Source organism: Paenibacillus lautus NBRC 15380 (assembly GCF_004000945.1).
GTDB classification, from domain to species: domain Bacteria; phylum Bacillota; class Bacilli; order Paenibacillales; family Paenibacillaceae; genus Paenibacillus_AQ; species Paenibacillus_AQ lautus.
Map to the genome: position 1 here is coordinate 560091 of NZ_BIMF01000002.1, position 12604 is coordinate 572694.

The window sequence follows — 12604 nt, forward strand, 5'->3', positions numbered from 1 at the left end:
TGCTGTTACATCTACAGATCTTCCATTAACTTCTCCTCATCCATATCCAGTGGCAGACCCAGGCGGTCATTGGATCGGTTTCGCATCCATTGTTCCTTCAGCATCTTCACAAACACGTCATCCCTGGACAGCCAGACACCATACTGCCGCTTCATGTGCCGCTCTGCCTCCTCGAACGATCCGAACCGGAATGGGAGGGGTTCTCCGTTCCACTCGACAATCCATTCTCCGGCGTTGGCATAAACAAACAGCAGATCCTCGCCCCAGCTTTCGTAAAGAACGCCGGACTCCGCCCCCTTAATGTTGAATTGATTCCGTGAAGCATCGAACCGGATCGGTTCCAGCTCGAACGGATCAGCAGCAAATAACTGATACACTTCCTCCGTAATCGTGCACCCCGCTGCTTTGGGATGGCCGCCTCCTCCGTACCTCATTGCCACTTCGGATACATCCACGTGATCATGAATCGTGCGAAGGCTCATTTTCCTTCCCCCCATGTTCAAGATGGCAATGTAATCAAGGTGGGGATACGTCGTTCCCAGCTCGCTGGCAAGTTCAGAATGATAGGATTCGGCATAAACGATGCCTACGCAATGCTCCCCCACGAAGGTCTGAATGAGTTCTCGCTGCTTGCGGCGGATGTAACGATCGATTTTATTCTCTTCCATGTCCAATATTTTTTCTTCAAACTCATCAAAGAAGAAGCCCCCTTGCTCCCGCAGACGCTGCGTCATCTTGCTCTCAAATTCGTCAAGTGACAACATAAAGAACAAATCATTCAGTCGTTTAGCCTCAATCTTCTGGTTCTCTTCCCATTCCCACGTATCATAGAGGCGGACCAGTTCTACGAATTCGTCCAGCGCTTCGCTTCTGCCCAGATGTCCATGCTCAATTAAATATTCATAAAATAGTGAGGTTGCCGATGCCAATCGGCCGTCCCGATGCGTGATGTCCACTTGCCCCCAGCTATATTCATTCAAGTGAAGAGCCGTTTTGTGGTGATCGATCAGCTGCACCTGACCTCCCTCTTCGACAAACACGTTCAGTTCCTTCTCCATATCCGGAGCGACCGACAAATCCGTAATAAACAACACATCATACGGATTTTCCTGCACGGAAGTCCGGTTCAAATACCTTGCAACTTGTTGATTCAAACCGTGAATGGAGTTGTAACGGACATCAATTCCTTCACCGAAAGCGCATTTGGCGATAATGCCGCAACCGACACCATCCAGATCATTATGGCTATATAGATGATACATAGGTGACTTCCTCCAAACAGTAGGTGGAATGATTAGCTGATCCATTCTTTCATCCCTTTACGGTTCCCTAAAATCTGTCGTTTTAACCCTTTTAACCCTTGTTAGCCCCACCCGATGTTACAATGGAACAAAAAAAGAAGCGGCTTTAGCAGCCGCTTCTTTTTGGATAATAAAATATTATGCCTGTTGAACAGGTCTCGGTCCTTTGGATGCCTTAACCTCATACATGCCGTGGCTGGAGCTGATCACATGCTCCGGCTGCGGCTTGCCGCGGTTATCACGGTGTCCTTGAATATGTGCGGGACTGGTTTCCCAGCGTTTCCACGCTTCTTTGGATTCCCAGCGAATCATGACGATGACTTCTTCCGTTTCGTCGGTACGCTTTGCATTCTTAACAAGGACACTCAGATCGATGAAACCTTCAATTTCTTCAATGGGTCCCGGCTTGCTGAAACGCTCAACAACCAGATTGGATGTGCCTGCTTTAACAATAATCGTTTTCGTCTCGATCAACATATTCAACGAACACTCCCTTAGCTGAAAATAACCGTACAAATGAACGATATTCTTTCATTTTAAATGATAACGATTATCATTGTCAAATTCTATGCCTTCAACCGAAAACTAAAAAAAATCTGACCAGCAAAAGCCTGCTGACCAGATCATCATTAATTCAGTGAAACATGCTGCATGGAATGGCAAGCCGTACAATCCTCCTGCAGATAAAAAAGCGAAGTAAATCCAGCCTTCTTCAGCTTGCGCGCAGCCAGAATTCCATCCGAGCGCTTGGGCGTTACTATGACCACGGAGTCATCGGGTTTCAACTCCTGCTCCCACACATACGGCAATCTGCCGAGAGAGATGTTAATCGTTTCTTTCCGCGGACATGCCATGTATTCGGATACATCGCGTACATCGAGCATTTTCAAATTCGGACGTTCCTTCCGGGCCTGTCGAAGGTCACTGCACTTCATGAACCGCAAGCCAGTTATAGGCACATACCTTCGGTAATATAAACTGAATATAAATATAATCAGAGCGGCAGATGCAATCAGCACAAAGCATTCCCCCATCATTGTCATGTGCATCAGCTTGATGCTTGGTGGGAAGAGCATGAGACATCCAGCCCCCATCCCTACCCCTACGGGTATATAGTATGTGCTTCATGCATAAATGTCAATACATCATGACAGAGCGCATTCCTCAATTTCAAACCCTAGGTCTTCAATCAATCCCCAGTCTGCGGTATGGGCCTGGCCTTCTGTCGTTAAATAATCGCCGATGAAGATCGAGTTGGCTGCATATAATCCCAGCGGCTGCAAGGAGCGCAGATTCACTTCGCGTCCCCCCGCAATCCGAATCTCTTTCGTGGGGTTAACAAACCGCATCATGGCAAGAATCTTCAAACACATCATCGGCGTCAATTCCTTGCGTCCTTCAAGCGGAGTGCCCTCAATCGCATTCAGAAAATTGCAAGGAATCGAATCCGCTCCAAGCGATTTCAGAGCAAACGCAATCTCCACCCGTTCTTCCAGGCTCTCGCCCATTCCGAAGATGGCTCCGGAACAAGGGGACATTCCGGAAGAGCTTGCCTGCTTCACGGTATCTAGCCGGTCATCGTATGTATGCGTGGTCGTAATCTGCTCGTAGTTCTCTTTGGAAGTATTCAGATTATGGTTATATCGGTGCACGCCGGCATCGGCGAGCTTACGCGCATGATCCTCATTCAAAAAACCCAGACAACAGCACACCTTCAGCTGAGTCGTTTGTGTAATCTCCTTCACCGCCGCGACTACATGATCAATCTCCCGATTGGTAGGACGACGACCGGAAGCAACGATGCAATAGGTTCCCGCCTTTCGGCGAACCGACTCACGCGCGCCTTCCAGAATTTTGTCTTTGGTCAGCCATGCGTATTTATCAATAGGCGCTTCCGACACGATGGATTGGGAGCAGTATCCGCAATCTTCAGGACACAGACCGGATTTGGCGTTTACAATCATGTTGAGCTTGACCTTATTCCCGTAATACTCGCGGCGGATGCGATAGGCAGCCTGCATAACAGTCAGCAATTCCTGATCCTCGCTGTTCAGAATCGCCAAAGCTTCAACCGGCGTAATATCATGCCCTTGCACAACATGATCAGCCAGCGTCGCCCAATCATACTGGATTTGAGTCGTCATATCTTCATTCACCCTCTCCGTTTTTATTGTCAACCATTGTTATTAATAATCAGGTTAACAATATGGGTAATAATAGCATAGATGACGAAACAGAGGCAATCCTCAATCGCAGCTTTTACAAGAAAAAAAGGACTGCTTCATCCATGCCTGCGTCAGGCTTGATGAAACAATCCTCTTCCTCGTTAACTACTCATTTGACTTTACGGCGCCCGTTTGGGCAGCATTTTCACGTATTCATCGGACATTTTCATCAGCTGCAAAATATAGTCATAATCGCTGCGGTACTTCTCGATATCCGTTACGGGCTCGAGCGTCTTTAGGGACACCGCCGTTCCGTCCTCAAACCCGTCCCCTGGCACAAACAGAATGTCGTTGTTAAAGAATGAACCCGTCGGCAAATAATATCTCATCCCGATTACATTGCGGTCCACATTCAGCAGGTCATGCCCAAATGCGTTAAAGCCTTCATCGTCAAGCGATACACCTAAAAGGTTTGCGACCGTTGGCAGAATATCGACCTGGCCCCCTACCTGTTCGATAACCTTTCCTTCCTTCATGCCGGGTACATGAATGACAAGCGGGATGTTAAATCGGCTGACCCGCTCATGGTAAGGAATACCTAGCGTTGACGAGATCATATCGGCGTCGGCTTCTGCCGGATTGATGCCGAAGTGATCTCCGTACACAACCAGTACGGTATCATCCCACAACCCGTTCTGCTTCAGACGGTCAACCAGTGTTCCGAGTGCATAATCAGAATAATTCACCGACTTCAGGTAATTCCCCAGATGGGTCCCTTCAAGCTCAGCCGGCAGGGTGATCTTCGCAAATTCATCCTTCACATGGTATGGAGAATGGTTGGATACCGTGATGTAATGGGCATAGGTAGGCTTGTTCTGCTGATGATTCTCCAGCAGCTTCTCCACGCCGACACGGAACAGCTCTTCATCGGAAGGTCCGAATTCATTGAAGTTATCATTCGTAAAATATGGCTTGTCGTAATAATGTTGAAAATCAAGGGCCGGGTACATCTTGCTTCGATCCCAGAACTTCACATCATTCACGTGAAATGTCGTCGTCACATAACCGTGCTTGTTCAATAGCCGCGGCAGTCCCGGCAGCTCTTTATGTCCGAACCCGGTGGACATCGCCACCGTTCCGGTCGGATAAATCGAAGTATTGACCGCAAACTCGGCATCAGACGTGTTGCCTTGTCCAATCTGTTGGAAGACATGCGGGAAATACAGGCCGCCATCCGCAAGCTGGTTCATCACCGGTGTCAGCTCCTGGCCATTCAGGGATTGACCAACCGGAAAATTCTGCAGCGATTCCATCTGAACGATGATCAGATTTTTGCCTTTGGCAGCGCCGAAGTAGTCCGGCTTGTCCTTTGCTTCCTTAACGTAAGGATAGGTCGCCAGCAGCTGCTGGGACCGCAGAATCGTGTCTTGCAGACTCCCTTCGGCCAGCGCACGATTCTCCTGCGAAATCCGGATCACGGCGGAAACCTGATAATTCATGAATCCCATTTGCTCCGCTCGCACGATTTCATTCTCGATTCCCCATTCTTTGCGCATGATGAGTCCGGACAGAACACCCGCAATGACCAGCACAACCGTCATGGATATACGCCATTTCATTCCAGGCCTGCGCGAATAGGATGCGGAATAACTGGAACGGACTCCGCCGAAATGCAATCCTCTTTGGGAGCGCGAACGAATTTTTTGAATTGCCCATATGACCAGTAGGACAAACACGTCCAGGAAGAAGAGAAAGTGCTCCGGCTCTAACAAAGCCGTAATGCTGGCTCTCACCTGGTTTACTTGACCGATACCCGCAAGCGCGGTATACGTCGGTATGGACCCAAAATGAACGTTATAAACAGCGGACGCAAACATGATGAAAGATAATACGACATTTAGGACCACATAGACCATCTTTTTCCCTCTTACTGGCAGGATCAGCTCCAGAAAGCTAATCAGGGCCAACAGAGATAGCGCGTCGGTAAGCACCTTACCCCATGCGACCCCATTAAACAGAAACACTCTTAGAAGGATCAACTTCAATAAGAGCGTCAAAAAAACGAGTATGCATAATTTCAACCTTTGTTCAAGGTAGCGTTCCATTTTCCATTCCCTCTTCTGTGTAAAAATAATGTTAAATTGCAGCTTCCATTATAACAGGAATGTAAACGTCAATCTAATCTGCCCATTCCTTCGTCCCCCCTGTCAATTGTCCAATGCATGATCCTTCCGTATCACGTAGGATAAAGCATCCCAATCAAAAGGCTGGAGGGTTAAGACATGAAGATGGTTGTAACCGGCGGAGCAGGCTTTATCGGCTCCCATCTGGTGAATGGACTTGTTAATCAAGGCTATGAAGTCCATGTGATTGATAACCTGACAACCGGAGATCCAGGTCGCCTTCACAGCGAGGCGATTTTACATGTAGCCGATGTAAACAGTCAGCAGACCACGGCGTATCTCTCCGCGCTGAAGCCGGACGTCGTGTTCCACTTGGCCGCACAGGCTGATGTCCAGCGGTCGATCAAGGAGCCTCGGCTTGATGCGGATGCGAATGTGATGGGCACCATCAATATACTTGAAGCTTGCCGTAAGGCAGGGGTCCGTAAGATTGTGTTTGCTTCGACGTCAGGCGTATATGGAGATCTGGAGAAATCTCAGCTGACGGAGGATGATCCAGTTAATCCGATCTCCTTCTATGCACTGTCCAAGGTGGCAGGTGAGCAATATATCCGTTTATACCACCGCTTCTTCGGACTGCAGTACACCATTCTTCGTTATGGGAATGTCTACGGTCCGGGTCAGACTGCGAAGGGAGAAGGCGGTGTTGTGGCGGTGTTTGGTGACCGCCTGCGTCAAGGGACTCCGTTTCATATATACGGGGATGGCGAGCAAACCCGGGACTTCATTTATGTTAAGGATGTGGTTGAAGCGAACCTCGCCTCCATCCAACACGGGGATGAGTGCGTTCTTCATGTTAGCACCGGCACCGGCCATACCGTCAATTCCCTCGTCGATCTCATCAGCAGACTGCATCCTGACCGCATTGATGTCAGCTATCTGCCTGCGAAGAACGGTGATATTCTGCACAGCTGTCTGAATAATGAGAGAACCCGGGCATACCTGCAGTGGAGCCCATTATTTAGCCTGGAGGAAGGAGTGGAAGAAACCTACCGCCACTGGCTTCGCACATCCTAGTTTAGCCAATGAAAGGTAGGTGACAACAGAAAACAGCCTTGTTCCTCGTTCATCTCGAGGAATAAGGCTGTTTTGTTATACGTACTGAATGTAAAACCATGGGATTACAACCCTATCGATTGAAGCAGACCGGCAAAATTCATCGCATAGTTATGCGGATTAAAATGATGCTCGACATGTCGCATCGCCTGGTCTCGAATCTGTTCACGTAGAACAGGTTCCATCATGAATTCAAGCGCTTCGGTAACAGCATGCTGTATGTCTCCCAGCATGTAAAACTTGCCTGTAAAATTATGATGAACCGAGGTGGATACCCCATCCGAATCGGTCGTCAGGACCGGGCAGCGGCAGCTCATCGCCTCAAGCACCGCATAAGGCGCTCCCTCTACCTTGGAGGTACAGCACAGGAATCCGCCGGAGTCTCCAATAACCGAATAGTAGTAAGGCATCTCTGCATTAGGCACATTGGATCGAAGGGTTAACCGATCCGACAGGCCCAACTCATCAATGAGTGATAGGAATTGCGCCCTTTCTGCCGGCTGGCTGAGCTCAATATCCTCGAACATCCACATTTGCAGATCAGGAACATGTTCCTTAAGCGCATGCCCGATATGAAGAAACTCTCGCCAATTCTTGTTATCCTCGATCCGTCCAAGCCATGCCATTACAGGGCTTGAAGGACTCGGATAAAGATGGTAAGTGAACCGTTGACTATCAAAACAATTGTTGAAATGAAACTGCGGCTTATGCGGATACAGCTCCTGGAACAGAGCAGCAATATGAGGGGTATTGGGATTCAGCAGCGCGTCAGCATATGCGTTCACATACGGCGCTGCCTGTGCGAGCTGTGCACGGGCAACGCTCTTTGGTCCATACCCTTGAATCTCCAGCACGAATTTCCCTTTGAAGCCAAGCATTCGAAACCGAGGAAAACTGGCGTGATCCGTCGTAACGACGATGACGTCAAAATTATTCGAATCCAAGATGTGCTTGATCTCGATGTCATTGCGGGTTACGTAGATGGGGAAGTCCGCAGCATTCTGCATGCCCGACCCCCACTTATAATACAGACAATGCGCCTCAATTCCGGCAAGTCGCAGTGCACAGCATCGCTGTCTGTTTAATGTTTCGACCCCCCCGCTCGGCACATAGTAGACGAACAGCACCTTCATGTCGCACACCTCCCGTTATTCGATAACTTGAAAATCAGAATGTGAGTAGACGGCCACAAGCTGTCCTTCGTTCTTGGCATGCACAGTTACCAATGTGGAGTACGAGTAATTAATATTGGTCACGAGCAGCAGGCTGAACGCAATATTATGATTCATGATATTGGGTACAAACACCGTGGAACCGACCCCTACATGTACAAGGCCGACATGGTAAACTCCTTGGGGGTGATATCCATGCACGAGGACATCAAATACATCAGGCCCCGCATTCGTAATTGTGAGGTCCACGGACTGGATATACCGCGCGTCAATGTTACCGTATTCCACTGCATCTAAACGAAAGATGGACATTTCATTCCCTCCTGGCTATGGCAGCTTCATTAATTTCAGGATATGTAACTACCGCTGTGCCGGTAAGGGCATATCCAACGTGACGAACATCCAAATGTGTGTGACTTGATCCCCGGTCCAAGCCGCTTCTTTCCGATTCGCATTTAATATGATGAAGAATAACTTCGATTGGAAAGGTTGGTGACCATCGTGATGACTCTGCAGGATCTGAAGGGACCCTATTCTGCCATTTTCAGCTTGGGGATAAACTGTTTGCCCGCCATGGAACTGAGGGCACATGGACTGCGTAATATGGCTGGACCTCTCGATTGGATGGGTACCCCAGTACTGCCTAATGTTACAAGATTGCTTCGTAATCGATTTCAAGGGATGCTATCCTATCCTAACCTAACAACAATTGACAAGGCTAATGATGAGCTCTATAACGTGTGGGATCGGGAATATGATCTATATATGAACCATGATTTTTATATACACAACAATTTCCCGCCTCACCTTGCAGCCTATCCGGAAGTGAAAGCTAAATATGATCGAAGAATTTTAAGGTTTTTGCACAAAGTAGAAAGCGGAGGACGTATTCTCTTTATCCGAACCGATTCCAATTATGAAGATATCAAAGAGCTTGCTGTAACACTGGAGCAGCTAGTCACTGGTCCATTCCATCTCCTCGTTGTTAACCATTTGCCGGTTCCGGAGCTTGAATTGCAGGACTGGAAGCTAAAGCATGTATGCGTAGTCAACATGCCGAATCAGGACGTTTGGTATAGCAACCGCCATCGTTGGTCTTTTATATTTGATGGAATGTGGCTAATCTAACCTGACATATTTCACTTCATGAAAAAACGATGATCAAAACAAAATGGCCGGGCAAGAATCTCATCTTGACCGGCCTTTCCTCCTCAAATATTCGTGACAGGTTCGTCTGGCAGCTTATAATCTTTAGGAAGTGATTGAAATATCCGATTCCATATTACATAGTCGACAACAAGCTCTGGACTTGACACCTGATTCACAAATAATCGGTTATATAAATCACTCATAACCGGAAATCCTTGCTGCTGGTTCATATCTCCACTCCCCTTATTTTTGCGAAATGGCGCTGTTATATATGGCTAGAAGTCGTTCAATCATCAGGTCCATGGACCAGTGATTGATGGCAAACGCCTTTGCGTTCTGACCAAGGAACTTACGGTACTCATCATTTCCCAAAAGCGCGTTTAATTGCTGAGCTGTGCTCAGGGCATCTCCTACTGGCACAAGCAACCCGGTATAGCCATGCGTGACCATTTCAGGCAAACCTCCTGCTGTCGACACAACAGAAGGTAATCCTGCCATTTGCGCCTCCATTACGGAGAACGGCTGATTATCCTGAATGCAGGTGTGTACAAAGATGTCAGCCTGCGTGAGCAGCCCCGGAACGTTGCTTTGCTCGCCTAAAAAAAACACATCTTGTTGCAAGGATGCACGTATACTCTGCTCCTCCAGTTGTCTCCGCAAACTCCCATCCCCAACAATCCAGCATACCCAATCACTGCGCATCTGCTTTAATATGGTTAATGCGGACAGAAGCACGTGGATTCCCTTAACATATACCAGCCTGGCAGGACAAATGATCACTTTTTTTCCATGCGGCCGAAACATGAGACTTCCTTGGTTAAGCTTTGCTTGGAATCCGGCAGCATCAAGCCCATATTGGAAAACGGCAACTCGATAACTAGGCACTCCAAATTCCCCGACCAGAATATTTTTGGACCACTGGTTCGCAGCAATCGTTATATCTGAAGACATGGCAGCATGATATTCTAGTGCAGGAAAGTATCGCCATGCCGGACTTCCTTCGTTTACGCCTTCGGAGGGATTCTTGCGAAAGTGGTCCATCATTTCTCGGGCTACGGAGCCATGGACATGGGAAATAAGCGGGATACGCTTTGGTTTGACTCTGCTTAAGGACCGAGTGGAGAATATATCCTGGGTATGGATAATATCATACTGATTCAGCCCGAAATAAGATGCTGCAAGCTCAAAGCAGTACCGGTCCATCTCGTAAGAGCGTATGGCAAAATGTTGATTCACTCCCGGTGCGGTTTGCTTAGTGAGCTTGGTTTCTAGCATGGGCAGCAAAACGTCCTTTGAAAGTTCCTTTCCTCGATTGACAATATGAATTTTCTTGTAATCCGGACTGTTTCCAAGCATATCCACTTCATGACCAAGCCGCTCCAAACGATTTTTAAGCTGCTCCATGAAGTTCCAAACCCCGCCGACGTGAGGGATTAACCAGTGGGTTGCAAGCAATATTTTCATGGTATCCCCCATTAACCGCCGTGCTGCAGTGCGTAATGCTCAAGCACATGGCGGTAATTATTTTTGACCATTTCATATTCCTTAACGATGGTTGCTTGGTGGCGAATAGTTCCCATTTGAGAATGCTCCCGGTACATGGTCAGCATATCCGGTAAAAATCCAAATTGGGCTCCGTTCAAGAGCAGACGAATCCAGAGATCGTAATCATGGGTATAAGGAAGCTGTTGATTAAACAGACCTACCCGGTGCAGCCAGTCTTTCTTCGCAATCACTGTACAACCATTAATTGGACTGAAATGGATAAACTGACGACATAAATCAGCTGTACTTGCCATAGGAATCCCGCCATAAGGTTTCGTAATTCGGTTGTGCTCATCGATAACACAAAAACCGGTATACGTGACATCGAGTCCCCTGCTCAGCATAAACGACATCTGCCGTTCAATCTTTTGGGGGACAAAACGATCATCCGAACTGAGCCAGGCAATATATTCTCCGGAAGCATGCAGAATACCATGATTCAAGGCGCTGGCCGTTCCGCCGTTACTCTTGCCCATATAGTAGACTCTGTTCATGTAGGGGGCAATCAGATGTGAATATTGGGTTGACCCATCATCTACAACGATGATTTCTACGGCAGGGTACGTTTGGTGTACCGCACTTTCCAATGCTTGCTGTATATACTGGCAGTTATAGAAAGGTATAACTATCGAAACCGTCGGCATCATCCCCTGTCTCCTCCTTCTGCCTATCTTGATATAGGATCTAAATACATATCATGGGTTAGTACACCATATGCAGTGCTTACGCATTCCGAAAGGGACCCCTGTCCCCTGACATTTGACCAAATAACAGGCAGACGGCGTATAAAGGAACAACAATAGGGACTGCTTTTGTACATCATGCGCACTGCTCCCTTTACACACGGTGCGGGGTCCAGGGCATGCTGGGATGGCTGTCGACCCTACAAAACAAGCTGTCCTCCCGCTTGTCAGCTGGGAGAACAGCTTATGCAATCGAACGACTTTTAATTAGAAAAACAAGCGGAGCCCCACCAAAGTCAGGATCCCGACGATGACGGTGGCAAACAGGCTTTTCGTGAGAAAAGCGGTTAGGAAAGCGGGCACGGCTGCTATCAATTCGAGTGAATGCCCCCCTGGATCTACACGCCCAGCCGATAGGAGCAGCTCCTGGGCTAGCAGTGCTCCCATGACAGCAATCGGTACATGATTGAGCCACCGGATCATCATCTCCGGAATGCGGAGCTTGCTCAGGATCATAAGCGGCAAAACCCTGGGAATGAGGGTTACGACAGCACAACCGATAATCAGTATGGCGATAGGCCATCTTATTTCCATCGTTCGATCACCATCCCTGCTGTGGCCGCAACCATAATCGCGACAATCACCGCCGCGCTTCCCGGCATAATCGTACTGACAGCTACCACAGAAACGGCGGCAATCATAACCACCATGAAGTCAAGTTTATACTTCTTCCGGCTGATCCATTGCAGAGCCAGCAATCCGATAAACATCCCCGGCAAAGCAAAATCAAGGCCAAACTTCTCCGGCTCCGGAATCCACTCCCCGACTAAACCGCCCGCTACGTTGGCTGCACACCAGAACAGATATGCCGTGATATTCAGGCCGACCATCCATTTATAGCCGAGTCTCTTTTGCTCGGTGGCCTTAGCTGCCGCAACGCCAAACGTCTCGTCGGTTAACAGGGAGCCGATGAAGAAGCTTTTTCCCGAGGACAGCCCTTTAAAGTACGGGGCAATCGCGGCGCTTAACAGCAGATGCCTGGCATTTACGAAAAATATCGTAACAATAATCGATAAGACCGGGCTTGCAGCGGCTACCATCCCTGCGGCTATGAATTGCCCGGAGCCCGCATAGAGCAGCAGCGAAATGAGTGCGATCTCAAGCAGGCTGAAACCTGCGGTGCGCTCGACAACACCTGCCGCAAAGCCGATGCTCAAGTAGCCCAGCAGGGTTGGAATACAATCTTTGAAGCCTTGAAGATAGGAGTTTCCCTGGGGCCCCTCAAGACTAGTGGGAAGCCTTTCTGACTTGGTGCTCATCTGTGTTTGATTCCTCTCTCACTCTACAATT

General features: G+C 48.4%; 14 protein-coding genes. 2 read left to right on the forward strand and 12 right to left on the reverse strand.

What is annotated here, in order from left to right:
• Window positions 1-11: 11 nt before the first annotated feature.
• The 5 genes from PLA01S_RS05900 to PLA01S_RS05920 form a co-directional block, all read right to left on the reverse strand.
• Window positions 12-1262, reverse strand: a complete 1251-nt coding sequence (locus PLA01S_RS05900) for a DHH family phosphoesterase (RefSeq protein ID WP_127590697.1) — start codon at window positions 1260-1262, stop codon at window positions 12-14.
• A gap of 177 nt (window positions 1263-1439) precedes the next feature.
• Window positions 1440-1778, reverse strand: a complete 339-nt coding sequence (locus PLA01S_RS05905) for an antibiotic biosynthesis monooxygenase (RefSeq protein WP_127591088.1) — start codon at window positions 1776-1778, stop codon at window positions 1440-1442.
• Window positions 1779-1930: 152 nt separating this feature from the next.
• Entirely contained in the window at window positions 1931-2320 is a 390-nt protein-coding gene (locus tag PLA01S_RS05910) for a rhodanese-like domain-containing protein (RefSeq protein ID WP_246059358.1), read from the reverse strand.
• 126 nt (window positions 2321-2446) lie between these two features.
• Window positions 2447-3445 (reverse strand): biotin synthase BioB, encoded by a 999-nt coding sequence (gene bioB, locus PLA01S_RS05915; protein WP_127590699.1) that lies wholly within the window; start codon window positions 3443-3445, stop codon window positions 2447-2449.
• A gap of 200 nt (window positions 3446-3645) precedes the next feature.
• On the reverse strand, window positions 3646-5571 hold the full coding sequence (locus PLA01S_RS05920) for an LTA synthase family protein (RefSeq protein ID WP_127590700.1): 1926 nt from the start codon (window positions 5569-5571) through the stop codon (window positions 3646-3648).
• 177 nt (window positions 5572-5748) lie between these two features.
• On the opposite strand from PLA01S_RS05920, the gene PLA01S_RS05925 reads away from it, so the two are divergent.
• Window positions 5749-6666, forward strand: a complete 918-nt coding sequence (locus PLA01S_RS05925; RefSeq protein WP_127590703.1) for an NAD-dependent epimerase/dehydratase family protein — start codon at window positions 5749-5751, stop codon at window positions 6664-6666.
• Window positions 6667-6770: 104 nt separating this feature from the next.
• On the opposite strand, the gene PLA01S_RS05930 is transcribed toward PLA01S_RS05925, so the two are convergent.
• Together PLA01S_RS05930 and PLA01S_RS05935 are read right to left on the reverse strand one after the other, a co-directional pair.
• Window positions 6771-7838: a glycosyltransferase family 4 protein gene (locus PLA01S_RS05930; protein ID WP_127590705.1), complete on the reverse strand. Its 1068-nt coding sequence runs from the start codon at window positions 7836-7838 to the stop codon at window positions 6771-6773.
• A gap of 15 nt (window positions 7839-7853) precedes the next feature.
• Window positions 7854-8189, reverse strand: coding sequence for a hypothetical protein (locus PLA01S_RS05935; protein ID WP_100536564.1), 336 nt, complete (start codon window positions 8187-8189; stop codon window positions 7854-7856).
• A gap of 192 nt (window positions 8190-8381) precedes the next feature.
• Between PLA01S_RS05935 and PLA01S_RS05940 the strand changes: the two genes are divergently transcribed.
• Entirely contained in the window at window positions 8382-9005 is a 624-nt protein-coding gene (locus PLA01S_RS05940; RefSeq protein WP_272868137.1) for a DUF1796 family putative cysteine peptidase, read from the forward strand.
• Between the two features lie 83 nt (window positions 9006-9088).
• Here the strand turns inward: PLA01S_RS05940 and PLA01S_RS31875 are convergent, their stop codons facing one another.
• From PLA01S_RS31875 to PLA01S_RS05960, 5 genes are all read right to left on the reverse strand, one after another.
• Entirely contained in the window at window positions 9089-9256 is a 168-nt protein-coding gene (locus tag PLA01S_RS31875) for a hypothetical protein (protein WP_164817325.1), read from the reverse strand.
• 13 nt (window positions 9257-9269) lie between these two features.
• Window positions 9270-10490, reverse strand: coding sequence for a glycosyltransferase family 4 protein (locus PLA01S_RS05945; protein WP_127590707.1), 1221 nt, complete (start codon window positions 10488-10490; stop codon window positions 9270-9272).
• A gap of 11 nt (window positions 10491-10501) precedes the next feature.
• Window positions 10502-11218 (reverse strand): glycosyltransferase family 2 protein, encoded by a 717-nt coding sequence (locus tag PLA01S_RS05950; RefSeq protein WP_127590709.1) that lies wholly within the window; start codon window positions 11216-11218, stop codon window positions 10502-10504.
• A 303-nt stretch (window positions 11219-11521) separates the two neighbouring features.
• On the reverse strand, window positions 11522-11848 hold the full coding sequence (locus PLA01S_RS05955) for an AzlD domain-containing protein (protein ID WP_127590711.1): 327 nt from the start codon (window positions 11846-11848) through the stop codon (window positions 11522-11524).
• Window positions 11839-12573: an AzlC family ABC transporter permease gene (locus tag PLA01S_RS05960; protein WP_127590713.1), complete on the reverse strand. Its 735-nt coding sequence runs from the start codon at window positions 12571-12573 to the stop codon at window positions 11839-11841. Before PLA01S_RS05960 ends, PLA01S_RS05955 begins: the two co-directional genes overlap by 10 nt.
• Window positions 12574-12604: the final 31 nt, after the last annotated feature.